25 protein-coding genes are annotated in these 23,872 nt (G+C 67.7%); 14 read left to right on the forward strand and 11 right to left on the reverse strand.

The window, feature by feature from the left end:
• Positions 1-9: 9 nt before the first annotated feature.
• Both asnB and ACO06I_RS22125 read left to right on the forward strand, forming a co-directional pair.
• Complete coding sequence (gene asnB / locus ACO06I_RS22120; RefSeq protein ID WP_421934778.1) at positions 10-1,860, forward strand: asparagine synthase (glutamine-hydrolyzing); 1,851 nt, start codon at positions 10-12, stop codon at positions 1,858-1,860.
• On the forward strand, positions 1,860-2,351 hold the full coding sequence (locus tag ACO06I_RS22125; protein ID WP_421934779.1) for a cupin domain-containing protein: 492 nt from the start codon (positions 1,860-1,862) through the stop codon (positions 2,349-2,351). The genes asnB and ACO06I_RS22125 overlap by 1 nt, the downstream gene beginning before the upstream one ends.
• Here ACO06I_RS22125 and ACO06I_RS22130 read toward each other — a convergent pair.
• From ACO06I_RS22130 to ACO06I_RS22145, 4 genes are read right to left on the reverse strand one after another with little or no spacing between them, the layout of a single operon-like run.
• The gene (locus ACO06I_RS22130) at positions 2,335-3,768 is read right to left on the reverse strand and encodes a sulfatase-like hydrolase/transferase (RefSeq protein WP_421934780.1); all 1,434 of its coding nucleotides are present in this window, start codon (positions 3,766-3,768) and stop codon (positions 2,335-2,337) included. The genes ACO06I_RS22125 and ACO06I_RS22130 overlap by 17 nt on opposite strands.
• Entirely contained in the window at positions 3,762-4,748 is a 987-nt protein-coding gene (locus ACO06I_RS22135; protein WP_421934781.1) for a transketolase family protein, read from the reverse strand. The genes ACO06I_RS22130 and ACO06I_RS22135 overlap by 7 nt, the downstream gene beginning before the upstream one ends.
• Complete coding sequence (locus ACO06I_RS22140; RefSeq protein ID WP_421934782.1) at positions 4,745-5,629, reverse strand: transketolase; 885 nt, start codon at positions 5,627-5,629, stop codon at positions 4,745-4,747. The genes ACO06I_RS22135 and ACO06I_RS22140 overlap by 4 nt, the downstream gene beginning before the upstream one ends.
• A gap of 12 nt (positions 5,630-5,641) precedes the next feature.
• On the reverse strand, positions 5,642-6,829 hold the full coding sequence (locus ACO06I_RS22145) for a hypothetical protein (RefSeq protein ID WP_421934783.1): 1,188 nt from the start codon (positions 6,827-6,829) through the stop codon (positions 5,642-5,644).
• Between the two features lie 154 nt (positions 6,830-6,983).
• Between ACO06I_RS22145 and ACO06I_RS22150 the strand changes: the two genes are divergently transcribed.
• Positions 6,984-7,823 (forward strand): EamA family transporter, encoded by an 840-nt coding sequence (locus ACO06I_RS22150; RefSeq protein WP_421934784.1) that lies wholly within the window; start codon positions 6,984-6,986, stop codon positions 7,821-7,823.
• Here ACO06I_RS22150 and ACO06I_RS22155 read toward each other — a convergent pair.
• Positions 7,817-8,722, reverse strand: a complete 906-nt coding sequence (locus ACO06I_RS22155; RefSeq protein ID WP_421934785.1) for a hypothetical protein — start codon at positions 8,720-8,722, stop codon at positions 7,817-7,819. The two genes, ACO06I_RS22150 and ACO06I_RS22155, sit on opposite strands and share 7 nt — an antisense overlap.
• A gap of 16 nt (positions 8,723-8,738) precedes the next feature.
• Here ACO06I_RS22155 and ACO06I_RS22160 point away from each other — a divergent pair, with 16 nt between their 5' ends.
• Genes ACO06I_RS22160 through ACO06I_RS22170 form a run of 3 tightly spaced genes read left to right on the forward strand, consistent with a single transcriptional unit; the run spans position 8,739 to position 11,682 of the window.
• The gene (locus ACO06I_RS22160; protein WP_421934786.1) at positions 8,739-9,749 is read left to right on the forward strand and encodes an isocitrate lyase/phosphoenolpyruvate mutase family protein; all 1,011 of its coding nucleotides are present in this window, start codon (positions 8,739-8,741) and stop codon (positions 9,747-9,749) included.
• 19 nt (positions 9,750-9,768) lie between these two features.
• Positions 9,769-10,860, forward strand: a complete 1,092-nt coding sequence (locus tag ACO06I_RS22165) for a pyridoxal-phosphate-dependent aminotransferase family protein (RefSeq protein WP_421934787.1) — start codon at positions 9,769-9,771, stop codon at positions 10,858-10,860.
• Positions 10,861-11,682: an NTP transferase domain-containing protein gene (locus ACO06I_RS22170; protein ID WP_421934788.1), complete on the forward strand. Its 822-nt coding sequence runs from the start codon at positions 10,861-10,863 to the stop codon at positions 11,680-11,682. It begins immediately after the preceding gene.
• A 1-nt stretch (position 11,683) separates the two neighbouring features.
• Here ACO06I_RS22170 and ACO06I_RS22175 read toward each other — a convergent pair whose 3' ends face one another.
• A complete protein-coding gene (locus ACO06I_RS22175; RefSeq protein ID WP_421934789.1) occupies positions 11,684-12,886 on the reverse strand; it encodes an MFS transporter in 1,203 nt (400 codons plus the stop codon).
• A gap of 270 nt (positions 12,887-13,156) precedes the next feature.
• On the opposite strand from ACO06I_RS22175, the gene ACO06I_RS22180 reads away from it, so the two are divergent.
• The 6 genes from ACO06I_RS22180 to ACO06I_RS22205 all read left to right on the forward strand — a co-directional run bounded on the left by ACO06I_RS22180 (position 13,157) and on the right by ACO06I_RS22205 (position 17,732).
• Positions 13,157-13,603: a PaaI family thioesterase gene (locus tag ACO06I_RS22180; RefSeq protein WP_421934790.1), complete on the forward strand. Its 447-nt coding sequence runs from the start codon at positions 13,157-13,159 to the stop codon at positions 13,601-13,603.
• A gap of 55 nt (positions 13,604-13,658) precedes the next feature.
• Positions 13,659-14,504 carry a class I SAM-dependent DNA methyltransferase gene (locus tag ACO06I_RS22185; protein ID WP_421934791.1) on the forward strand — a complete coding sequence of 282 codons (846 nt, stop codon included), beginning with the start codon at positions 13,659-13,661 and terminating at the stop codon, positions 14,502-14,504.
• Positions 14,501-15,802, forward strand: a complete 1,302-nt coding sequence (locus ACO06I_RS22190; RefSeq protein WP_421934792.1) for an aminotransferase class I/II-fold pyridoxal phosphate-dependent enzyme — start codon at positions 14,501-14,503, stop codon at positions 15,800-15,802. Before ACO06I_RS22185 ends, ACO06I_RS22190 begins: the two co-directional genes overlap by 4 nt.
• 14 nt (positions 15,803-15,816) lie before the next feature.
• Positions 15,817-16,749, forward strand: a complete 933-nt coding sequence (locus tag ACO06I_RS22195; protein WP_421934793.1) for a nucleotidyltransferase domain-containing protein — start codon at positions 15,817-15,819, stop codon at positions 16,747-16,749.
• A gap of 130 nt (positions 16,750-16,879) precedes the next feature.
• Positions 16,880-17,308, forward strand: a complete 429-nt coding sequence (locus ACO06I_RS22200; protein WP_421934794.1) for a response regulator transcription factor — start codon at positions 16,880-16,882, stop codon at positions 17,306-17,308.
• Between the two features lies 1 nt (position 17,309).
• Positions 17,310-17,732, forward strand: coding sequence for a helix-turn-helix domain-containing protein (locus ACO06I_RS22205; RefSeq protein ID WP_421934795.1), 423 nt, complete (start codon positions 17,310-17,312; stop codon positions 17,730-17,732).
• Here the strand turns inward: ACO06I_RS22205 and ACO06I_RS22210 are convergent.
• A complete protein-coding gene (locus ACO06I_RS22210) occupies positions 17,729-18,166 on the reverse strand; it encodes a hypothetical protein (protein WP_421934796.1) in 438 nt (145 codons plus the stop codon). The genes ACO06I_RS22205 and ACO06I_RS22210 overlap by 4 nt on opposite strands.
• A 156-nt stretch (positions 18,167-18,322) precedes the next feature.
• On the opposite strand from ACO06I_RS22210, the gene ACO06I_RS22215 reads away from it, so the two are divergent.
• Positions 18,323-18,571 (forward strand): hypothetical protein, encoded by a 249-nt coding sequence (locus ACO06I_RS22215; RefSeq protein WP_421934797.1) that lies wholly within the window; start codon positions 18,323-18,325, stop codon positions 18,569-18,571.
• A gap of 667 nt (positions 18,572-19,238) precedes the next feature.
• Here the strand turns inward: ACO06I_RS22215 and ACO06I_RS22220 are convergent.
• Both ACO06I_RS22220 and ACO06I_RS22225 read right to left on the reverse strand, forming a co-directional pair.
• A complete protein-coding gene (locus ACO06I_RS22220) occupies positions 19,239-20,057 on the reverse strand; it encodes an alpha/beta fold hydrolase (RefSeq protein ID WP_421934798.1) in 819 nt (272 codons plus the stop codon).
• A 106-nt stretch (positions 20,058-20,163) separates the two neighbouring features.
• On the reverse strand, positions 20,164-20,739 hold the full coding sequence (locus ACO06I_RS22225; RefSeq protein WP_421934799.1) for a TetR/AcrR family transcriptional regulator: 576 nt from the start codon (positions 20,737-20,739) through the stop codon (positions 20,164-20,166).
• Between the two features lie 179 nt (positions 20,740-20,918).
• On the opposite strand from ACO06I_RS22225, the gene ACO06I_RS22230 reads away from it, so the two are divergent.
• The gene (locus tag ACO06I_RS22230; protein ID WP_421934800.1) at positions 20,919-22,313 is read left to right on the forward strand and encodes an MATE family efflux transporter; all 1,395 of its coding nucleotides are present in this window, start codon (positions 20,919-20,921) and stop codon (positions 22,311-22,313) included.
• A 211-nt stretch (positions 22,314-22,524) separates the two neighbouring features.
• Here the strand turns inward: ACO06I_RS22230 and ACO06I_RS22235 are convergent, their stop codons facing one another.
• Complete coding sequence (locus ACO06I_RS22235) at positions 22,525-22,980, reverse strand: cupin domain-containing protein (protein WP_421934801.1); 456 nt, start codon at positions 22,978-22,980, stop codon at positions 22,525-22,527.
• 13 nt (positions 22,981-22,993) lie between these two features.
• Positions 22,994-23,869 (reverse strand): alpha/beta fold hydrolase, encoded by an 876-nt coding sequence (locus tag ACO06I_RS22240; RefSeq protein ID WP_421934802.1) that lies wholly within the window; start codon positions 23,867-23,869, stop codon positions 22,994-22,996.
• Positions 23,870-23,872: the final 3 nt, after the last annotated feature.

Consider the following 23,872-nt stretch of genomic DNA (forward strand, 5'->3'; position numbering starts at 1 on the left):
CGGCTGACCATGTGCGGAATCTTCGGTCTCATAGCCGCCGCCGGTGTCCGCGAGCACGAGGGGACCATGCGCGACATCCTCGCGGCGATCAGTCATCGCGGGCCCGATGACCGGGGTCTGGTCGCCGGCGCGAACTTCACCCTGGGACACGCACGACTGAGCATTGTCGACCGGACGCGGCGGGGCCGGCAGCCGATGTGGGACCGCGATGGAGCGCTCTGCATCACGTTCAATGGCGAAATCTACAACCACGGCGAACTACGGCGAGAGCTCATCGGCGCGGGCGTCCGGTTTGCGACCGGCACCGACACTGAGGTGCTGCTCGAGCTCTACAAGCGCGATGGGCCGGCCTTTCTCGACCGGCTGGATGGCGTTTTCGCCTTCTGCCTTCACGATACGCGCCGCGACGCCTTCGTCCTCGCGCGCGATCGCGCTGGCGTGAAACCCCTCTACTGGGGGCAAGCGCCACAGGGATTCGCCTTCGGATCAGAGCCCAAGTGCGTGTTCATGTGGCCCGGCTTCCGGCGAAACCTGAACCTCGCTGCGGCCAGCCAGTGGCTCGCCTACCGCAACGCCTTCGACGACACCTTGTTCGAAGGGGTAAAGGTGTTGCCGCCGGCCCATGTCATGGAGATCTCGGGCGGCCGGCGCGTGATGCGGCGCTACTGGGCGATCGATCCGCTGAGATCGCGCCGACGTGGCGTCGGCGAGGCTGCAGCTGCGTTCAAGGACGCGTTCGCCGGCGCGGTCACGCGGCAGGCCCATGCCGAGGTGCCGGTGGGCCTGTTCCTCTCGGGGGGGCTCGACTCCACAGCGATGCTCGACGCGTTCTCGGCGTCGTCGACGCGTCCGCCGGAGGTGTTCACCGCCTCGGTCGCCGTGCGCGGATATGATGAGCTGCGCTATGCCCGCCTCGCGGCCGCGTCCTATGGCGCTCGGCTGCATGAAACGCGGGTGACTGCTGAAGACTACCTGGACCAGATCGACGCCTTGACGGCGGTCAAGGACCTGCCCCTCGCCATGCACAACGAGATCGCAGTGTTCCAGATGGCGAAGGCGGCGCGACAACATGTGACCGTGGCCCTGTCCGGAGAGGGCGCCGACGAGATCCTCGCGGGATATGGCCGCCTCGCGCGAACGCCCTTCGACGCCGAACAGTCGCGCGACACCCGCCGGGGCGATCCGCTGAGCGGCTTCCTGCGCCACTACAACTATTTTCCGTTCGAGCTGCAGCGCCGCCTGTTCCGCCCCGAACTGCTGGCCGGGGTGGACGAAGCTCAACAGCGCTCGGCGGACCTCATCGGCGCACGCTGGGCCGAGGCCGCGCCCCGCAGCGGCCTCACCGCAGTGTCCCACGTCCTGACGGGGCTGCATCTGCCGAGCTTGCTGCAGATGATGGACAGCGCGACGATGGCGTCCGGCCTGGAACTGCGCGCGCCCTTTACGGACCACCGACTCACCGAACTGGCCTTCGAACTGGCCGACGAACACAAGCTCGCCTGGCGCTTTCCCGGCGCGCGCCGGCTCGCGGGCCTCTTGCCGTCGGCGCTCTATTCGGAGCGTCTCGACCGGACGAAGGTCGTCCTGCGCGACGCCTACGGCGCCACAGCGCCGCGGGCGATCCTCAGACGGCGCAAGATGGGATTCCCCTTGCCGCTTGGCCTATGGGCTGCGGGGCCCTGGCGTCAGGACATCGAGCACAGGCTGCGGTCTTCCGACGGACCGCTCTGGAGCATCCTCGACAGGACGGCGACGGGACGCTGGCTCGAGGAGAGCCTCGCTCGGCCGACGGTCGATGGCTTTGGGAAGATGGTCTGGGCCCTGCTGTCCTTGGACCGCTGGTGGAGGCTGCGGCTGTGATGTCGGACGGAATCGGTGACTGCCGCGTTGCGCTCGAGGCCTTTGTGGCCGAGGCCGGACTGTCACCGCATGCGGCGACAATGTTCCTCGACTGCGCGCTTCAGGCGGACGTGGAGCTAGTCCAGGGCGCTGTCGACCGGTTGGCGAAGCCCTATGGCCGTAACACGATCGTGGCCCTGACCCGGGAGTTCGGAATCGCGTTGGTCCGGATTCGCCCAGGGCAGGGCACGAGCTTTCATCGGCACAGGACGAGGCGGGAGTTCTTCCTGGTGCGCGAGGGTGTGCTTCGCCTCGTCACCGGGCCAGGTTCGCACGCCTTATTGGCCGGCGGCTTCGGCTGGTCGACGCCTGGCGAGGCGCATGCTCTGGAGTGCGGCGCTGCGGTCGATGTCTCGGTGCTCGAACTGTTCGCGCCTCCGGACTTCAACGACAAAGTCCGCCTGTCGGACCGCTATGCCCGAACCCTCGGCGCAGTCACCAAGCTGCAGTGAGCGGCGCAGCGAACGGCGCCTTCAGCTGGGCGCGCATCGCAGCTTCCAGAGCCTCGTAAGCGCGATCGCCCGAACGGTTGAGCCATGCGTCCTCGCCATCGCCTTCTAGGTCAATGAGCAGCGGGGCGAAGTCGTCGAACTCCGCATACAGTCCCTGGGCCGAGCGGGCGACGGAGAGCCTGTGGGGGCGCCCATCGGACGCCATCACGTCGGAATAGTCATAATACCATAGGGCGTGGTCCATGCGCAGCGCCTCCGCGCGGCCCTCGACGAGACCTCTCAATGTCCGCCCGCGGCAGGCCGGCAGCGGCTCGGCCTCAGCGTAGTCGAGGAGGGTGGGAGCGATGTCGACCGCTTGGGTGAAGCTCTGCTCCCGCCGTCCGCGGCCGGCATCGGCCTCGCGCCGCGGATCGCGCACGATCAAGGGCACGTGGAAAGACTGGTCATAGGGACCGAGCTTGTTCATGAGCCAGTGGTCGCCAAGCTGATCTCCGTGATCAGATGTCACGATCACCAGGGTGCTGTCGGCCAGGTCCAGGGCCTGCAGCCCGTCGAGGAGTAGGCCGACGCCGGCGTCGAACTCGGCGACCGAAGCGAGGTAGTGCCGCCTTAGATCGAGAAGCGTCTCGGGGTCGTCGGGGGCCGCGGCCCGCGGCGCGCGAAGTTGTGCGCCGAGATAGGGATGCCGGCGGAGCGCCTCCGCCCGCGTCGGCCCGCGGCGCGGGAAGTCGGCCGCCGACAGCGATGGGAGCGGGAAGTCTTCGGCGACGACATAGGGGTCGTGGGGACGGAAGAAGGTGACATGGAGCGCCCATGGCTTTGAGCGGCGCCGCGCCATGAACGCGCAGGCGCGGACGGCCAGGTAGGCCGTGTCGCTGTCGGCGAAGGCGTAGGACGCCCGACCCCATCGGTAGGCGCCATGCGCTCCGGCGCTCACGGGGGTGGGATCCAAGAGCCGGCTCGCCGGGGTGGGGGCGGGGCGTCCGCGCGCGCCCAGCCAGGCCGCCCAGTCGCTCTGATCCACCCGATGCTCGGCCTCGCAGACGAGGCCCGGCAGCAGGCCCTCGAAGCCGCGATCGTCGCTCGCAGTATCCGATACCGTGTGGCTGTAACCCACCAAGTGGGCCTCGCGCCCCGCCGCGGCCAAGGATGCGGCCCAGTTGGCGGCGAGGCCACGCGCCGGAGCGCCGTTGCGCCAAGCGCCATGATCGATGGGAAACCGCGCGGTGTGGATCGACGTGCGACTGGGACCGCAGGGCGCGGCCTGGCCGTAGTGCCGGGCCATCCAGACGCCCTCCCGCGCCAGGGCGTCGAGGTGGGGTGTGACCGCGCGGGTTGGCGCCGCAAGGCCGAAGGCGTCGGCGCGCCACTGATCTGCGGTGACGAACAGTAGATTGAGGGACGAAGAGCTCACCATGCCAGGGGTTCTGCGGCCGCCAGCAGGCGGATTCCCGCAGCGGCGATCGCCTCTGGCGCAAACCCGAAGTGGTCCAGCAGCACGTCCCATGGACCCGTCTCACCATACCGGTCCGGCATGGCCACGGCGTCGAGCGGCCTCGACGCTGCGCCGCGCAGGGCAGCGCAGACCGCTTCGAAAAGCCCGCCGATCTTCATGTGCTCCTCGACCACCAGGATGGCGCGGCTCTCGGCGGCGAGCCGCCTGATCAAGGCTTCGTCGAGCGGCTTGACCCTGGCGCAAAGGGCCACGCGGCAGGGCGTCGCCTGCGCCTCAAGCCGCCGCGCCGCCGCGAGACAACGCCACGCTACGGAACCGCAGGTCACGATCGTCAGGCCGCCAGCGCGGCCCCAGACGACCTCTCCCGCGCCGCGGGCCTCCTCCGGTTGGATGAAGACCGCCGTTGGCTCCTTCTGCAGCCGGATGTAGACCGGGCCCTGGTGATCGGCGGCGTATCGGACTGCCGCCTGGGCCTGGACGTGATCGGCCGGGACGAGGATTTCGAGATGCGGCAACACCCGCATGAACGCGATATCCTCGAGCCCCTGGTGAGACCCCCCGTCAAACGACGCCGCCAAGCCACCGTGGGACCCGACGATCTTAACATTGGCGCGAGGGTAGCTCACCGATTGCCGGATCTGATCCAGGCAGCGGGCGATGAAGATGGAATAGGTGGTGACGAAGGGCGTGAAGCCGACCGCCGCAAGGCCGGCGGCAATGCCCACCATGTTCTGCTCGGCGATACCCATATTGTAGAACTGGTTCGGGAAGGTGGCGGCGAACTGGTCCGTCGTGGTGGAGCGCGAGAGGTCGGCATCCAACACCAGGAGGTCTGGACGGGCAGGGGCGAGCTCGAGGAGGGCGTCGGCATAGGCTTGCCGAAGGGACTTCGCGTCACGGGCTTCGGGCAGGCGCTCTCGCCAGACGACAGGCGACGTCATGGAATCTCCCCCAGTTCGGCGAGGGCCTGACGATGCTCCGCGGGCGAGAGCGGCTTGTGGTGCCAGACCACCTGGTTCTCCATGAAGGAGACCCCCTTGCCCTTGACCGTCTCGGCGATCACGACGAGCGGGGTCGCCGTCGGCGTATCGGCCGGGCGCAGGACCTCGTCGAGGGCGTGGAAGTCATGGCCGTCGACCACCGCGGTCCTCCAGCCGAAGGCCTTCAGTTTCCCGGCGAGGTCGCCCAGGGGGGCGATGGCCTCGGTGCGGCCGTCGTTCTGCAGACCGTTGCGGTCGACGATGACGACGAGATTGCCGACGCCGAGGGCTGGAGCCAGCAGGAAGGCCTCCCAGCACTGCCCCTCCTGCAACTCCCCATCGCCGACCATGCAGAAGACCCGGCCATTCTGACCGCGCCGCCCGAGGCCGAGCGCCATGCCAAGAGCGATGGAGAGACCTTGACCTAATGAGCCCGTGGTCGCGTCAACGCCGGGAAGGCTGTCGGCGTTGGGGTGGCCTTGCAGGCGGGATCCGAAGGCGCGCAGGGACCGCAGTTCCTCAAGGGGGAGGAACCCGGCCTCGGCCATCACGGCGTAGAGGGCCGGCGCGCCGTGGCCCTTGCTGAGGACGAACCGATCGCGGTGGGGCCAGGCCGGCTGGTGGGGCCGAACCCGCATGTGGCGGAAGTAGAGGATCACGAGAATCTCCACCATGGACAGGGATGAACCGGCATGTCCGGTGCCTGCGGCATGGATGGCCTCGATGATCATCCGGCGAATATGCCGGGCGCGCGCCGCCAGGGTCTCGAACCGGTGGACGCCGGCGGCCGGAGCCTCGGGCGATGCCGGGTCGGGCATGTCTGTCAGCGAAACGCGTTCCATCCAGGCCTCCGTCTAGCCCACAGGGGCCTCGCCCCTCGCCTCGAGGTTCGTGACCGGTGTATCGGGCCGGGCCAGGGTCTCGGGAGAGGGCATGAGGGTGCTAAGCGTTGCGTGGGCTTCGCCCAGCGGCCACACGCGCTTCAGCAGGCTCTCGGGGCCGGGCGCCCACACCATCTCAAGCGCTTGGCAGCGGCTGAACGCCAGGGCCGCGATCCGCGAGATATTGCGGTCGATTTCCATGTCCGATGAGGTGAAGTAGCCGTGCCAGTTGGGATAGATCGGGTCGCGAGACCCCAGATAGTAGCTATGCATGGCCGCGGCGAACGCGCGCTCCGAGCGCACCGGCCAGACGCCCGTCGGTTGATCCGGCGCAAACCGCAGGATGATAAAGGTGGCGATCCGATCGGCGGCGCAGACGATCTCGCCCCCAAAGCGTTGGGCGACTGTGCGGGCGTCGAGCACCGCCTTGTGGCCGTCGCGCCATAGGCCGTCATAGGTCAGGTTGCGGCGTTCCGTCGGTACGAAGTCGTGCAACTGCGGATGATCGGCCAGGGTCCCATGGGAGGCGCTGAAGGGGGAGGGCCATCCGCGGACGTCGAGGGCGCCGGAGCCGTCCGCCCCGATTACGACCGTGTCACAGCTCAACTGGCGTACGCGGAAGGCCTTCAGGAGCTCAAGAAGGATCGTCGTCTTGCCTTGCCGGCTGTCGCCCATGAGCAGAACCGCGGTCGGTGGCGTCCCGGCGGTCTCGACGATTACGCCGCTGCAGTGCAGTTGAACCGCGCCGCGCTGCTCCAGGCGCGCGGTCGCGAGCCCCTTGATGAGCCGCGCCGCGTCCAAGACGCATGGGGCGAACTGGGGGTTCCACAGCGCGATCCTACGCTCGGGGCGATTGAACAGCGCCAGGCTTCCGGTCGCCTCGATACGGATCAGATAGGCCCCGCCGGGCAGGGGCCACCGGCGTCCATCGGAGCGGAGGTGGGGGTAGAGGCTGGCGTCCACGACGATCGCCTCGCCGTCGCCTGACGGCGACGTCCAGCCTGCGGGGGGCGCGGCGCTGACCGAGAGGCTCACGTCCGCATCGCCAGAGGGCTCGGCCCATTCAAAGAACGGATCAAGCGCATCGGCGAGGGCGGCCGCCATTGGCGGCTCGACCTCGAGATCTATCAGGATATCATTGTAACGCAGGCCGGACTGCATGCGGTGCTCTCCATTCGACGTCGCAACCACATCCGGCGTGGCCGATATGGACGCGCATGTTGAGATTTGATGTGTGTCCAGGATACACTGTGGTCGACCTCGGCGGCCGCAGTCAATCCGAACAATGTTGGCGCTTGCATTTGGGGGGCGGTCATTGATTGCGTTTGGCGTCGCCTGCGCCATCGTCTCGTCGATCACCCAGGCCCTGGCCCACGCCCTGCTGCGGGCCGGGCGCGACCGGCTGGTCATCCGCGCATTGATCGGGCTCACCGGCGCCGGTCTGGCCGCGCCGGTGTGTGCGTTGGTCGCGCCGCCGACCCACGCCCTGGCGCCCTGGTTAGCGCTCTCGGCCGCGATCCACGCAGTCTATCAACTGACCTTGATCCGGGCCTATGAGTTCGCGGAGTTTTCGGTTGCCTATCCCGTCGCCCGAGGGGTCGCGCCTGTAGCTACCGCCCTGTTAGGGATGCTCCTGCTCGGCGAACAGGTTTCCAGCGCCGCCTGGCTCGGCATCGGCCTAGTGACCACCGGCCTGCTCATGATTGGCGGACCGCGGGCCGTCGCCGGCAAGGGGCTCCTCGCGGCGATCTGCGCCGGCCTGCTCACCACCGGCTACACCCTCGTGGACGCCAACGCGGTGCGCTTGGCGCCAAACCCGTTGACCTTTGTCGCCTGGTTCTTTGTGCTCGACGGTCTCACCATGTCCAGCATCGCGCTGATGATGCGCCGTGAGCGCCTCCCGGGCCTCCTGCGCCAAGAGTGGCGGATGGGGGTGTTGGCCGGTGGATTCTCGTTCCTGACCTATGGGGCCGCCCTGCTGGCGCTGCGGTGGCTGGCCACCGGCGTGGCGGCGGCGCTCCGCGAGACAAGCGTTGTCTGGGGAATGGTCGTGGCGCGCCTATGGCTGCGTGAGCGGCTGACGACCGGCCGCAAGTTTGGCGCCGCGCTGGTGGCTTGCGGGGCGGCCCTGATCGGATTGGGTTTCAATCACTGAGCTGCGCGCAGGCCGGGGGGGCCGGGCAGCCTCGGCGCAACGCCCGCAAGGTGGGGTGTCACGACCTCTGCGGCGAGCGTGATCAGATCCCAGGCCGCCTGGGGCGAGCGCGCCGGCCCCAGCGCGCGCCTAACGTCGTCCAGGCCGGACCACCCCCAGTCTGAAAGGGACGAGGCGCCAAGGCGCCGCGCCAAGACCTCGTGGGGATCGAGGTCATGCGCGGGCGTCCGCGCCTCAAGCTCGCGCAGGGTGAGAAGGACGGCGTTCTCCAGGTCGCCAGTCGGGGTGCGCAGCCGCCTCAACCATCGGCGGCGGGTCGGACCATCAAGCATGAGGCCAAGTTCGCGGACGACGTCGATCGGCTCATCCGGCGTGTGGACGAAGCTCAGCATCGGGTTACGCATGCCAATCGACGTCCTGAGGTGGTGAGGGGCCCGTCGCGCGGCGTCGGCTGGCCCCTTGAGGGCCGAAAGGCGCCGGGCGCCGCGATGCCCGCCCTCGGGTCGCTCGTCCAGGAGATAGAGGGCGAGGCAGCGGCGGCCCGCGAACATCAGGTCGAACAGCCGAGACTTGTCGAGGGTGGCGCAGTTCCATTGGTAGCGCCAGATTTCGTGCATGAGCAGGCGGTTCATCGTGAACGGCCGAGCGCCGAGGAGCCGAAAGCCGGCCCTGGTCAGGAAGTCGAGGCATTGTGCGCCGCGGCGGCTGACGATCGCGTCCGGCTTCAGGGTCAGGACAGCGATCCGCGGCAGGACCTCGGCGAGATCGCCGCCGAGCACCTCGCAGGTGTCGCGCCAGGCTTCCCGAAACAGCGCCTCCGGGCCGTAAGCGTCAAGCTTGTCGCGTCGAGGCTCCAGGCCTGACCGTTCAATCTGACGCATCTCCATCGCGGTCAGCACGTCAACGCTCCATGGCATGGCCGCGATCGCGCCTGGCGAAGGCGGGTTGGCGGATTTTGGTCATGTGAAACTACATTGTGGTAGGTCGCTGGGATTGCGAGCATTATATTTAGTGTTGAAATCTAGTCATGTGTTGAAAGTCGATCGATCCATGAGTCACTTGAATGCGAAGGCTTGGGCGCACAGGCCGCTTTGCGTCATCGAGGCGCACAATGCGCTCTCGGCTTTGATCGGCGTCGAGGCGGGCTTCCAGGCGATCTGGTGCTCGGGGCTCACGATCTCCGCGGCGCTCGGCCTGCGCGACTGTCAGGAAGCGTCATTGGGCGACACCCTGCAGGTGGTCCAGTCGATCGGCGAAGCGGTGGAGGCGCCTCTGATCGTCGATGGCGACAACGGCTATGGCGACTTCAATATCGCGCGCCTGTTCGCACGTCGGCTCAGCCGGCTGGGCGTGGCCGCGGTCTGCCTGGAGGACAAGCAGTTCCCGAAGCGAAACTCGTTCCTCGACGCCGCGCACGAGTTGCTCGATGTCGCGACCTACCAAGGCGTCGTGCGGGCCTGCAAGGATGCGCAAGATCACGCCGACTTCTGGGTGGTGGCCCGGACAGAAGCCCTCATCGCCGGGCGGACGGTGTCCGAGGCCCTGGATCGGGCCCATGCCTATGTGGACGCCGGCGCGGACGCCGTGTTCATCCATTCGCGTCGGCGGGACGGGGCGGAGGTTCTCGACTTCGCCAGGAAATGGGACCGTCGCGCGCCGCTCTTCATTGCGCCGACCACCTATGCGCAGGTCGGCCTCGAGACGTTCAGCGCGGCGGGCGTCGACGTGGTGATCTGGGCCAACCACCTTCTGCGCGCCTCCATCCACGCCATGCGTGCGGCGGCCCACGAGATCGCGTCAAGTGCGTCCGTGGTCTCGATGGAGCCGAAGATCGCCACCGTGGAGGACATCTTCACCCTCACCAGGACCCAGGCCTTGGCGGCCGACGCCTTGCGGCTGACCCGCGCCGCGCCCTTGAGGGCGTGAGCGCCGCCAGGATGGGAGGATGCCGATGCTGCTGATGGGGCCGGGGCCGACGAACGTTCATCCGGACGTCTGGGCGGCGCTCTGTTGTCCGCAGACGAGCCACCGGCATGACTGGATGGGCGCCGCGCTTGAGGAGATTTGCCAGGGCGTCCTGGATGCCGTGGCGCGCTCCGGCGGATATCAGGCGGTCCCGTTCGTGTGCTCAGGCATGGGCGTGACGGAGGCCATCGTGGGTCTTGCCGGCGGAACCTTGCTGCTGCCGGCGGAAGGCCGCTATGCGCATCGCGTGGCCGAAATCGCCCGTCGACTCCGGATCCCGATCGCGACATTCCCCTGCGATGAGTTCGAGGGCGCCGATCCCGAGCAGGTGGATCGGGCGCTTGCCGCGCGCGCCGATATCTCCGACGTCTTCATTGTCCACAATGAGACCACCACCGGCGCGTTGACGGACCTGCCGACCATCGGCGAGGTCTGCCGGCGCCGCGGCGCGCGGCTGCTGGTCGACATCATCAGCAGTGCCGGGGCGCACAGACTAGACTTGGCGGAGGCCGGTGTCGCCGCGGCCTGCCTGACCTTGAACAAGGCCTTTGAGGGGGTGTCGGGACTGAGCCTGGTGGTCGCTGCGCCCGACACGATCCGACTGGCGAAGGCCGCCGGCCCTAGTCACTACTTCGATCTCTCGGCCCAAGCCGAGGGTCTGGCCCGCTCGGGCGGACTTCGGTTCACGGCGCCAGGCCCGCTGGTGGCCGCCAATCATGCCGCCGTCCGCCGGCTGTGTGAGGAGGGCGTCGCAGCGAGGGCGCTGCGCTACGCGACCCTCCGCGACCAGTTGACGGCGGGGGTGAAGCGACTGGGTTGGACCCCGGTCGGAGAAGGGCGGCGGGCGAGATGCTCGTATCTCAGCCTCTTCCAGCCTCCGGCGGAGGTCAGCCTAGCCGGGCTTCGCACCGCGATGCTGGCCCACGATATCGAAATCTACATCGATCCGGAGAGCGCCGCCGCCGGTCGGATCTATTTCGCGACCATGGGGCAGTTGGACCGCCGAGATGTCACCCGCTTCTGCGAGGCCCTCGCCAGCTGTCTGGCCGGCGCCGTCGTCGGTGTCGCCTAGGTGAGCGGTACGACCGAGCCCGAACTTACAGCGGTGATCCTGGCCGCCGGCCTCGGAAGTCGGATGGGGGCGCTGCACGGTCCCAAGGGCCTGCTCGAGGTGGGCGGGCGCGTTCTGTTGGAGCACCAGATGCGCGTGCTCGCCGCCTGCGGCGTTGCGCGGATCGTGGTTGTGACCGGCCACCAGGCCGACCGGGTGGAGGCCGCCGCCGCTGGCCTTGGGCTGCGGACCGACATCCCGGTCGCATGCGCCCGCAATCCAGGTTTCGCCGACACCGGCACGGCTATGTCAGCGCTGATCGGTCTGCGCGCGGCGGCGCCTGGAGACGCCCTGCTGCTTGAAGGCGACACCCTGCTCACGGCGCCTTCGATCATCGACGCCATCGGGGACAGGACCGAGATCCGCACCCTGACCGATCGTCGCGCACGATGGGAGCAGGGCTCCAAGATCCTCACGGACGGCGACGGTCGGGTGTCCGACTGGCTGCACAGCCGGCATCAAGGCCCCGGATTCTCCCCGGAAGACGCCACCAAGACCGTGAACCTCACCTACCTGCCGGCAGTGGGCCGGAGCAGGCTGGAGCGCGTCCTGGCCGCCGCCGTTTGCGACCTCAAGGCCCCGTTGGAGTTCGCATTTCGCGACTTGGCTCTCGCCGGAGCGCGTATCTGGGCCATCGAGATGGCAGGGCGGGCGTGGTGCGAGATCGACGACCCGGATGACCTGGCCCGCGCCCGCGCCATGCCTGCCTTCCGCGACCCGCCTGCGTCAACCGGGTGGGTCGCCTTCCAGACTTCGGAGCCGGGCGCGCCGCCCGCGCTGTAATCTATTCGGCGGCGACCGGCCGTCGCGCGGGACGACTGGCCAGCAAGGCGCTGGCGGCGGCGAGGCCCAGGGCTCCAGCGCCGAGCACATGGGGAGCGAACGGGCCGAAAGCCTCGAAGACCACGCCATTGAGGCTCGCACTGGCGAAGGTCGCCAGCGCCGCGAGGCCCTGGGCCCATCCAAGGTAGAAGCCGCGATGCTGGGGATCGGCTGCGACGGACACCGAGGCGACCGGCAGCACGATGAAGACGCCATCAGCCAGGGCGAATAGGGTGAAACAGGCCACGAAGCCCGCCGGGCTCGGCGAAAGCGCCATGCCAACCATGGCCGCCGCCCCGAGCGCGGTCGCGCCGGACAGCAGGGCGCTCAGCCCCACATGTTGGCGCAGGCGATCGAGCGCGAAGAAGCGGACGCCTGCGATGGCCGCCGTCGCCAAGGCCAGGAGCAGACCGGTTTCCTTCGGCCCCCATTGGAAGCGCGCGTGGACGAAGAGCGCCGTGGTGGAGATCAGGACCGCGTGGCCATAGGCGGTGAGCGCGACCGCCAGGAACGGCAGGGCCATGCGCCAGGGGCGCTCGCCCTGCGCGGCCTTGGGCTTGAGCGCCGGGCGCGGCGCGGGCGCAGGGCTACGCCAAATCAGAAGGGCCACCGCGAGCATGGCGCCATTGGCCAGAAGCGCGCCGAGGACCGCTGCTCGGAACTGCTGGTCGAGGTCGGCCACGACGACGACGACCAAGGCGCCGATCGCGGGGCCGAACGCTGCGGCGAGCGCGGCCGTCGCCGTGAGCGAGGCGATCGCACCAACATGGCGTTCGGGCGGCAGATCGTCCGTCACCAGGGCCTTCACGATCGCCGCGTGGCCGGTGAGAGCCCCTGTCATGATTCTGAAGGCGAAGAGCCAGACCAGCGAGTTGGTCGCGAGCATCCCAGCGTAGCTCACGACGACGCCGACGAAGGTGAGTTTGAGGACCAGAGGGCGGCCGAACCGATCGCTAAGGGAGCCGAGCACCGGACCGCCGAGGAAGCCCGCCAGGCCATAGAACGCCACCAACTGGGTCACCACCGCCGGGCCGCCGCCATACCCAAGCACCACGAAGGGGAGCATCGGTATCAGCAAGCCGTAGCCGATGCCGTCTAGGGCGGAGATCGCGATGCCGGCCTTCAGCTGGCGGCTCATGCGGGTGGGTGCGGCGGTGTCGCCCATCACGTTCCTCTCTCAGCAAGCCACGCGCAGGCCCGCGGCGAAGGCCTGGCGCACAGACGGCCCGTGCAGCTGTCTCGCGCCGGGGCGGGCGCATCCATCTGTCGGCGCTAACAATCGCCCCAAGTGTGCATATGATGCATTGTAAGTCGACCCTTGTGTAGACAATATAGTGTCTGCGTCTTCAATGGAGAGCGCCCCTGAGGGGAAATCGAGGGCCGGGCGGTCGCGCATCTGGCTCGATAGAAATTTTGGGTGTGGAAAATGGAATCAATGCAGCTCGAGGCCGCCGCCGAGACCTATTCGTCGTGGTTCACCGATGGCGCCGATCGACTTCACGAGAAGCAGGCGCTGTCCAAATGGCTCACCACGCGGGCGGTGGAGTTCGATGAGTCGGCAAAACGCCTGACCGTGGGGTTTGTCGCCACCGCCGAACACACCAACTTCATGGAGCGCGTGCATGGCGGCCTCGTCGGATCCATGCTCGACGAGGCGGCGTCGATCGCCGGCGTCTGCATGGTCGGCTGGAAGCGGTTCCGCGGCACCGTGGACGGACGGGTGAGCTTCCTGAAGCCTGTTGCGCCCGGACATCTCGTCGCCAAGGCCACCCTGTTGCGCGAGACCACACGGCTGTTGTTCGTCGAGGCCGAGCTCTTCGGGCCGCAGGGCGACCTCTGCGCGAAGGGCGGCAGCCTCATCGCCATCGCGCCGGCGGATTAGGCGGAACGGCAGGACGCGCCAGCGCGACCGCGAGCCACCCATCATGGAAGCTAATATGCGTCGTCAAAGCCCTCAGGCGTCCGCCGATCCTGCGCCGATGTATGACGCCTTCGCGCCCTACTACGACCTCTGGACAACGATGGCGGCCGGGACCCGTCACGATATCGGGTTCTACGTCGGCCTGGCTGCGCAGCTTGCGCCGGAGGCGGAGATTGTCGAGTTGGGCGTCGGCACGGGTCGTGTCGCGCTCGCTGTGGCGGCCACGGGACGGCGGGTGACCGGGGTCGACAATTCGCCGGCCATGCTCGAGAAGGCGCGAGCCAAGGCGCGCGCCGCGGGCGTGGAGCCGTTGATGGTTCTGGTCTGCGCCGAGTTTCTGGCCTGGTCCCCACCGCCCGGGACGGCGGACCTCATCTATTGCCCCTACCACACCCTGGGACATCTCCTTGCCCCGTCCGATCGGAAGGCGCTCTTCCAGTCCGTCTTCTGCGCCCTGAGGCCGGGGGGCCGATTTGCGTTCACCATCCACGGCAGGGCCTTCTCGCAGGGGCTCCGCCACGGCCATCTGGCGGATCGCGACAGTGTGCCGTTCACCCCGATGGGGGAGCTCGACGTCGATGGCGCGCGCGTGAGCGTCGAGCACCGGGAGATCTTCGATCCTACGGATCAGGTCGCCTACACCGAGGTGCGCAGTCGCGCGGAGACCGGCGGCGATGTGGTGCGGGAACGCGCCTGGGCCTTCGCCGCGGCCGTGCCGGAGCGCCAGGAGGTCGAGGCGCTCGCGCGAGACCTGGGGTTTGTCGTCGAGCGCCTTAGCGGCGCTTTTGATCGCCAGGTCGAGCCAATCGACGAGCAGGTTTGGACTCTGCGCAAACCCCTCGGCATCGGCGCAGGAGGATGAAGGCGCTCGCTGCGCGTCTGCGGGACGAACCGCGGGTGCGGAAGGCGATGCTCGCACGCCGCATCGGACGCTATCCCTATTTCGAACCCGTGGGATCGGCGTCTCTGCCGGAGCTTGAGGTGGGCGGGGAAACCCTTCTGAACTTCGGCTCCAACAACTATCTCGGTCTGGCGGCCGACCGTCGAACCATCGCCGCGGGCCAAACAGCGCTCCGCGACTTCGGAAGCGGCACGACCGGCTCGCGGCTGCTCAACGGCACGCTGCGCCTGCATGAGGCGCTCGAGGCCCGTCTCGCCACATTCTACGACATGGACGCCGCGCTGGTCTTTCCCACCGGCTACGCGGCGAACCTAGGCCTGATCAGCGGCGTCTTCGAGCGGGGCGACCTGATCGTCGCCGACCGGGACGCACATGCCTCGCTGCTCGATGGGATAGCCCTAAGCGGCGCCGAATTCCGTCGATTTCCACATAACCGGACCGCCGCGGCCGGGCGGCTTCTGGCCCAGGCCCTCAAGGGGCGGGCGACGGGACTGGTCGTTGAAGGCATCTATTCCATGTGTGGCGACGCCGCGCCGCTTGGCGCGCTCGCAGACCTCGCCGAGGGCCGCGGCGCCTTTCTCATCGTCGACGAAGCGCACGGCCTCGGCACGGTCGGCGCCCGCGGTCGGGGTGGGGCGGAGCTAGCTGGGGCCCTCGGCCGTGTGGACGCCGTCACCGTAACCTTCTCCAAGTCGCTGGGAAGCTGCGGCGGCGCCGTCATCGGCTCTCGCGACCTCATTGAGGCCCTTCGCGCCCGTTCGCGGCCCTTCATCTTCACGGCCAGCAATACACCCGCCTCAATCGCCTCCGCCTTGGCCGCCCTCGATATCCTGATCGACGCCCCGGAGTTGGTGGACGAGCTGCAGGGGCGCGCGAACGCGCTCCGCCTGGCGCTGGAGGCGCACGCGGTTCGTGCCCGGCGGAGCGACGGCCCGATCATCACGGTGCCCACGGGCGGTGATTTCGAGACCTTGCAGGCCTGGCGGATGCTGCGCAACCGGGGCGTCTTCTGTAATCCGGTCATGACGCCCGCTGTACCGGAGGGGCAGGGCCTGATCCGCCTCAGCGTGATGCGGACGCATACAGACGAGCATATCGCGGCGGTGGCCGCGGCGTTTGGCGAGATCGCGCCCTGGTTGGCCGGGGAGGTCCGAAACCAGAGTCTTGAGGCTGCGATCCCCGGCGCGGCAGGCGCGACGGTCCGCGCCGAGGAGCCGCAGCGCCTCAGTGCGGACGTTGGGCGCAGCGGTGCGCCCTGACCGAAAGGACCCCCATGGCGGACATTAAGCGGCGACACAGCCTGCACCAGACGCGAACCGCGGTCGAATTTTCCGAGGCGCTCGCCAAGGAGGGCGTCGATCTCGACGAGGTGCTCGGGGCTTACGCGAATGCGACGAATCCCCCCGGGGTGATGCTCGTGGGCTCTCTCGCCGAGGGGCTGGCGAACGAGGCCTCCGACATCGATCTCCTGATCCTGTTGGACCGTCGCGAAGACGGCCGGGACTTGTCGGAAGGCCTCGGCTTGCACGCCGGCCGCGCGGTGGAGCAGCTCTTTTACAGGAACGGCTTGGAGATCAACGTGGAGGCGTTCGTGCGGGAGGATGTCGAACGCTTGATGACCGGGTTCGTGACCCTGGCTCCGGCGCTCTACGATCCATCGAAGCTCGACCGCATACCGCTGCTGCAGCCCTATGATCTGAGATTCCTTCACCGCCTCAAGACGGGCTGGCCGCTGCGGGGCCAGGCCACGGTGGCGAGATGGCGAGATGAACTGCTCACCGCTCTCCTGCCGACCTATCTCGCGCTGCTGAACTTCAACCAGTTTGACGAGCATTTCGAGGATGCCATGTCGATGAGGGCCGATCATCCCGCCGCGAGCATCTTCATCGGTCGAATTTGCGTGGAGTCGGCGCTGCTGGCGTTGCTGGCGACGGTCGGGTTCACCAACCAGAACCGCAAGTGGCTGGTCCACCTCTGCGACAAGGCGCGCCCCACCGCGGCGGGGGCTCTGCTGATGGAGGGGCGGGCGCTGCTGCTCGAGAGCTGCGGCGAGGCAGACGCCGTGGACTTCACCGATCGGGTCGGCGCCTTCGGCCGGCAGCTGACCGGACACATGCGATCCGATCCGGAACTCAGGTCGGCGATCGATTTCCTCCGCGAGCAGATCAGCTACGTTCCGGTCCCGCCGTCCCCTGTGAACGCCTAGAGTCTCCGGCTTTTCCAGCGTCGCCTCACGCGCGGTCTCGGTTCGAGCGAGGGCGCTCGCGTTAATCGGTTGGAATCTCTCGTCCTAAATCTTAACGTGCAGGGCTGAGCAGCACCCCAGGGAGGCCGGGATGGCCGCGCACGGAGAATCGCCACGCCGGTCGCAGGACCTCGAAACATGGTGCGCGTTCGCCGATGGCCGCCTCAGCCACCTGACGCCAATGGAGCGCGCCTGCCTTGAGCTCGTCGCCCAGCGTCGATCCTCGAAGGAGATCGCGAAACAGCTCGGCATCGCCAAGTCATCGGTCGACACCTATTGCGATCGCGCGCGATCCAAGTTGGCGGTCGCCGATCGCTACGCGGCCGCGCGTCTGCTGGCCGCAGAATCGGCGGGGGCCGTGGCCGCGCCCTTCGGCCCCGACCTTCCCGCCAATTCGTTTAGGGCCGGAGGCCTCCAGAGCATCAGCCTCTTTGCTTTCGGCGTGCTTCTTCTCGTGTCGGCGCTCTCCACCATGCTCTCGGCTCTGCAGGTTCTGGAAGCCATGAAGGTCAGACCCTAGCTTGGGAGCGTCCAACGACTGGAGACCGCGCCCAGGGATTCAGTTCGAGCGTGCGCCCGGGCTCGAGACCCTGACCCCAAAGGAGCGCGAGTGCCTGCGGCTGGTCGCGGAGAACCGCGGATCAAAGGATATCGCCCGCCTTCTCGGGATATCGCCCACCTCGGTGGAGACCCATGTCCGGCGCGCGCGCGAGAAGCTCGGCACGCGCGATCGATTTGCAGCGGCCCGCCTGCTCGTCCGCGCCGAGGAACACCTGGATGCGCGCGCCGCCCGAGGCCCAAGACAGGGGGCGCCGACTGCCGGGCGTTTTCCGCCAGCCTTCCCCTCACTCGACGTTTGGAGCCGTTTCGGGCTCGTTCTGCTGGTGGCGGCCGTTCTCGCTCTGATATTCAGGATCGGCGTGAGTCTGCTGCGGGCGCTCTAGGCTTCGTGCCGGGTCCAGTACCGCTGGCGTGACCGTGCCTGGCCCTCCGCCCTGATCTTCGCCACCACGCCCCAGAGGAGCGCCGTGGCCAGCAGATAGGACCAGAGCAGTTGCGCCGAGGCCACGGCCCACAGCCCGACCTGTGGCGCCGCCAGGGCGATTCCGTCGGCCACCAGGGTCAGTAGCGCGGCTGCGCAGGCCCAAACCGTCCAATACCCGCGGCCGCGGACAACAACCGCACAGGCCAGGATGAAGGTGACAATGTCGAAGAGGTTGCCGCGCCATGAGAACAGACCGAGCAGGCAGCCGACCACGAGCGCCTGCTGCGTCGCCGCCGTGACGCGGTGCTCCGCATCGCCCCGCCAAAGGGCCAAGGTGGTGACGCCGGTGAAATAGGATGCGGTCACATAGGCGGGGAGGTTTTCGATCTGCATGGGCCCTGTCTTTCAACGCGCCTTCATGTCGTCGGATGGTGGCTCAGCTTGGCGTGTAGCGCTGTCCCGATTGTCATAGGACAATACCGATCAGGACAGACGAAACGCCATCGCTTCGCAAGCATCGCCGGCGGATCGTTTGAAGCGGGATGGGCGATGGCGGCAGATATCATCCAGCTGGCGTCGAAGCCCTTGGACCGTGTCCAGTTGAGGGTCAGGCTGCAGCGTTTCGCGGCGATCCTGACGGCGATCGACGCCGGGGAGCTTCTCGCAGCGCTGCCGAGCTGCGACCTTGCGCGCGCCAATCATCTGCAAGCGCTTCACCTGTTGTCCCTCCTCGAAAGCGAGATCGCCGAGTTTGCCAGCCAGGTAGAGGCCGGGCTGGCCGTTGAGGCCGAGGCCTAGGCGCAGCCGGCTCCACGCGCATGCGGGACCAAGCCGCGCTGGGGTTCGCCTCAGGCCTCGCAGTGGTCACTCGCGGCGCCCGCCGGGCGCCCTGCGCCGCCGCGACCTGAGTGAGGCCGTGTTACTTCGCGACGGCGTCCCTCAGGGCCTTGGCGGCCGCGAAGGAAATCTTCTTCGAGGCGGCGTCGCGCACGCCGCTCAGCAGCGCGTCGACCCGTTCCTTGGCCGGCCGTGGCGTTGATCCGCGTCAGCCTGCCGAATCGATCAACGGCGTCGCAGGTTCGCGTTGGTCCCGCGGAAGGGATGGTCCTGCAAGAGGCCGCGCCACCCGTTCAGGCGCCGTGTACTTGTGGCTACCCCGGTCAAGCCCCGCCTCGATTTCGCGTTCGGCTGAGAATGTCCGTGGCGACACTTATTTCGGCTTGTGGTCGGACCAGACGATCAGGCGCCAGCGGATTAAACCCTGTGAATGCGTGTGGCGATGGTGATCCCGTGGCGGGAGCTGGTCGCCGCTTCGGACTACGTCTTCCCGGCCGCATCCAAGGCAACGGTAGATGCCCGACAGCACAGCCGGGGCAGACGCAGCATGCTCAACGTCGAAATGGGGACTTCGACTGAGAGCGACGACGTCGGTGCATTTGCAGGTCGCCATCCTGCGCGTTCCCGGTCAGACCGCTTCGCGCAGGAAGGTCCGGACACCGGTCCAGACTTCGGGCGCCTGCAGGATCCGGTTGTGCCCATAGGTCCGGGTCTTGAGGACCTCCGCTCCGGGCCAGGCGTCCGCGATGGCGTCCGCGTCAGCGTGACGGACACGTTCGTCGTCCATGTCATACGCCAGAAGCAGGGGGCGGCCAGGATCCGGGACGTAGGCTTCACCGGCCTCCAGCCCTTCCCATGTGGTCTGGAACTGGGTCGCCAGGATCGGCTTGACCTGGTCAAGGACCTCGTCCGCCACGCCAGTGCTGCTCTTGAGCGTCTCCAGGGGGACATAGGGGAACCGGGGCGCGGAGATGCAGACATATCGGCCGGCTTCGAGGCCGAGAAGCCTTCGAGCCGCCATCATGCCCAGACCACCGGCGGAGTGGCCCACCCAAGCGTGGACATCTTCTCCAAGCGCAGTGGTGAGATCTGAGGTGTCCCGGATGAACGTGTCGAATCCAATTGGCTCGGACCGGGAGTCGCCGTGGCCGCCGGCGTCAAAAAAGACGCTGCGATAGCCATCGGCGGCGACGGCTCGGGCGAGGCCCGCCATCTGCGTTCCACGTCCGCCCCAGCCATGGACGAAGAGAACCGGGGGGCCATGCCCGACCGCCCAGGCGATCCGACTGTCGTCGGGGCCAAAGCGAAATTCGTCGGCGCCTTCCAGCAGCTCGGCGTCCCGCGGACGGAGCGGCATCGGCCGCGACAGCGACAGAAGAGCAGCAAGCTCCAGGGCCGCATCCGCAGGATTGTTGGCGGCAAGCGCCGCTGCAGGGTCTTGGCTCATTCTTCCGGCTCCGGTTTCCGCGATTGCTCAAAAGCATCCAGTGGATGCTATGGAATGTATCCAGTGGATGCCAGAGGAAACTTGTGTCGGAGTGTACGGTCGGAGGCTACGGCCTCGCCGGGGGGCCGGATGAACGAACCATCGCCTGCAGCTCGCTGATCAGACCCTTGTCGCCGGGAACATCGAGGATGCCGGCCTGATGAAGCGCTATGCCGCCGTGCAGCAGGATCAGAACCTTCATGACCGCGCGCCGGTTGTCGTCGGAGCTCTGATCCGGATGCCCGAAGATGCGCAGCGCTTCGGTGATACCCAGATGGACGGCCTTCTGAAGCGTCGGCTTGAGCTTCATCGTGGCATGGGGCCGACTCTTCATCAGGTCATAGAGACTGGGGTTCTTCAGAGCGAAGGCGACATAGGCTTCGACATAATCATCAGTGCTGGCTGCAGGTTTGAGAGCAGCTCCCAGACTGACGAACCCTTCTTCCGCGACGGCATCCAGCAGGGCCTCGCGGTTTTCGAAGTGATTGTAGAGGGAGCGATGGGCGACACCGACCGTCTCGGCCACGCGGCGCAGACTGAGCGTCGGGTAACCTTGCTCCGCGACCAGTTTTGTCGCCGCTTCAACGGCTTCAGCCCGCAGGTTCCCATGACGGTAGGACTGACGGGGCAGGTTGCTGGCCATGGTCGGGTTCGGCTCGCGGGCTTCGATGAAGGCGCAGCTTAGGGCGCCGCGCCTGTGGGGGGCCAGTTCTCATGCAGCCTCACTTCGCTTGACAGACGCAAAAACATCCAGTGGATACATTTATTGCGGACATCGCCTCCGGGAAGCGGTGCGATGGGTGCGCATATCGGGGCACGTCCATGACCGCAGAGAATGTCGACCTTCGGACCCTGCGGCTGCTTCAGGCGCCTGTCCTTTCGACGCTCCTGAAAATGGCGGCGCCAAATCTTGTGGTCATCCTGTCTCAGAACGCGGTTGCGATAACCGAATTGCACTTCATCGGGCAGCTGGGTTCGGAGGCGCTGGCCGGCGTCTCCCTCGTCCTGCCCGGCTACATCCTGATGCAGAACGCCTCGAGCGGAGCCATGGGGGGCGGGGTCGCGTCAGCCGTAGCCCGCGCCCTAGGCGCTGGGCGTCGTGAAGACGCCAGCCACTACGTCCTGCACGGTCTGCTGATCGGTCTTCTGTTCGGCGCGATCTGCGCTGCGGCATTTTTGGTCGGAGGCCGCGCGCTTTACGGGGCCATGGGCGGTCACGGGCCTGCACTCGTGTCGGCATGTCAGTATTCTGCGGTGGTGTTTTCCGGCGCGGTGCTGGTGTGGGGCTTCAATGCGTTGGCAGGCAGCCTCCGGGGCTCTGGCGACATGGTGACCCCAGCCCTGGTCGCCGGCGTGGGCGCAATCCTCATAATCCCGGTGGCCGCGGCTCTTATCCTTGGCTGGGGGCCCGTGCGCAGCCTCGGCGTCATCGGGGGCGGCCTGGCCATGCTGGCCTATTATGCGGTTGGCATCGGGGTCTTCCTCCTTCGCCTGAGCTCCGGCGCCGCGCCGGTTCGGTTCCTGGTGAGGCACGTGAAGCTGCGCCGCGCGATGTTCGGCGACATCCTTCGCGTCGGCGCGGCGTCCGTCATGGTGCCGCTCCAGACGGCTCTGACCGTCGGCGTCGTGACCTGGCTTGTATCCCCGCTCGGAACGGCGGCCATCGCCGGCTATGGCGCGGGCGCCCGCCTTGAGTACCTGGTGATCTCCATAACCTTCGCCCTCGGCGCGCCTCTGGTGACGCTGGTGGGGACAAGCGTGGGAGCCGGCGACATGGCGCGCGCCTATCGCGTGGCCGCCATCGGTGGGGGGCTGGCCTTCGCTGTGGCAGAAACCATGGGCCTCTGGGGCGCGATCTTTCCTCAAGTCTGGCTCGGACTGTTCGGGTCTGACCCGCAGCTCCTGGCGACCGGCACGACCTACCTTCGCTGCGTCGGCCCGTTTCTGGGGTTCTTTGGCGTCGGCCTGGCGCTGTTCTTCGCGTCTCAGGGGCCGGGCCGGGTGCTCTGGCCGCTCCTCGCTGGCTTCGTTCGGTTGGTCGTCGCTGGCTTTGGAGCCGGGTGGGCGCTGCACACCTTCGCCAGCCTCAGTCTGGCTTTCCTCGCCGTTGGAGTCGGGTTCCTGGCCTACGGCCTGATCAATGTCGGCGCCGTCATGACGGGCTCATGGGCCCCCAGGTCCAAGGGGCGGCCGCCCGCGAACGCGACCGGTCACTGACCATCAGCTGGAGAGCTCCCGATGCGCGCGTTCCTTTCGCCAACGCCATGCTGACGGCGGCGCCCGCGGCGCCGATCCCCTTTGTCTGATTGGTCTGGCCGACCTGGCGCCGGATGCATGGCGCGCGGTCGCGCCGCATCTCAGCCGTCATCCTCAGGCGCGCGTGCTTGTGCTGGGCGGAATGCGCAGACAAGGAGATCGTCGCCTCCTGTCAGTAAGGGGCGCCGTCTTTGTGACGGTATCCGCCGGAGCGGCTTGGCAGCGCCAGGTCGATATCGGGATAGGTCCCGGCATCCTCGTCGGGCCGCCGCGAGCCCATCTCCAGAACCACGGCTTCGGTGTCTGAACGGTTCTGCAAGTGGTGGCCGTCAGGCACACCGGCGGGGAACGCGGCGCAGTCGCCTGGCCGCATGATCTGCTCGCCGGCGTCGGTCACCAGGACGACTTCTCCTTCCAGCACATAGACGAACTCGTCCTCGGCCAGATGCCAGTGGCGTTGGCTCGACCACTGATGAGGCGGCAGGCGCAGGAGGTTGACCCCGAACTGGGACAGCCCCGCGGCGTCTCCAAGCGCCCAGCGGCGGCGGCCGACACACTGCTGATCATAGGGGGCGGGATAGCTCGTGCCGAGGGACGTGGGGGCTGCGTCGATATCGATCTTGGGCATGGATTCACTTTCCTCAGTCGGAGCCGGAGGGGGTGGGCTGGGCCGAGCCCCCGCCATCCAGAAGATCGAACATGGCGCCGTTGAAGGCCGCCGGATCCTGCAGGTGCGCAAAGTGGCTCGTGTCGCGCAGGATGATGAGACGGGCGCCAGGGATGGCGCGGGCGAGGTATTCGGTGTGCTCCCGCCGGATGCCCTCGTCGTGGTCGCCGTCGACGATGGCGACCGGTGTTCTGATGGAGGCAAGGTCAGCGGCCGTGAAGTTCGGCTCCGTCGCCCACATCTTCATCACCGCCGCCGCTAGCAGCCCGAAGCCGTCGGGCGATTGCGATCGCAACCTGTACTCACCGGCGGCAAGCTGACCGAACCGGATCAGGGTCGGGTTGCGCATGGCGTCGGGCCTTGCCCCGCTGGGATCGGCGTTTGCAGCGAACGCGAACAGGCGCCCGATGCGCTCGGGCGTGTTCATCGCCATGGCGAGGCCGACGATCGCCCCGTCACTCCAGCCCACGACGTCCGCTCTGCCGATGTTGAGACTGTCCATGACCCCGGTGACGTCGTCTGCGAGGAGCTGGTAGGTCAGCGGACGACCGTCTCGCGTGCTGCGGCCATGCCCGCGGGTGTCGATCAGGATGACCCGTCGGGTCGTGGCCAGGGCCTGCACCTGACCGCCCCACGTATTGCTGTCGGTCAGTCCTCCGTGAAGCAGGATCACAGGTCGACCCGTCCCATAGGAGGCGTACCAGAGCCGAGCGCCTTCTACCGTAACGAAGCCTGTCTGCGTCGTAAGGGGTAATGCGAGCGGCGCGGGAAGGGTCTCCCACCGCTCTGCCGCCAGCGCGGGCGGCGCGAATAGACAGAACGTGGCGACAACGAGGGCGAGCTTGCTCATGGA

Origin of the sequence: Phenylobacterium sp. (assembly GCF_965229015.1) — a bacterium.
In the GTDB taxonomy this organism is placed as follows: Bacteria; Pseudomonadota; Alphaproteobacteria; order Caulobacterales; family Caulobacteraceae; genus Phenylobacterium.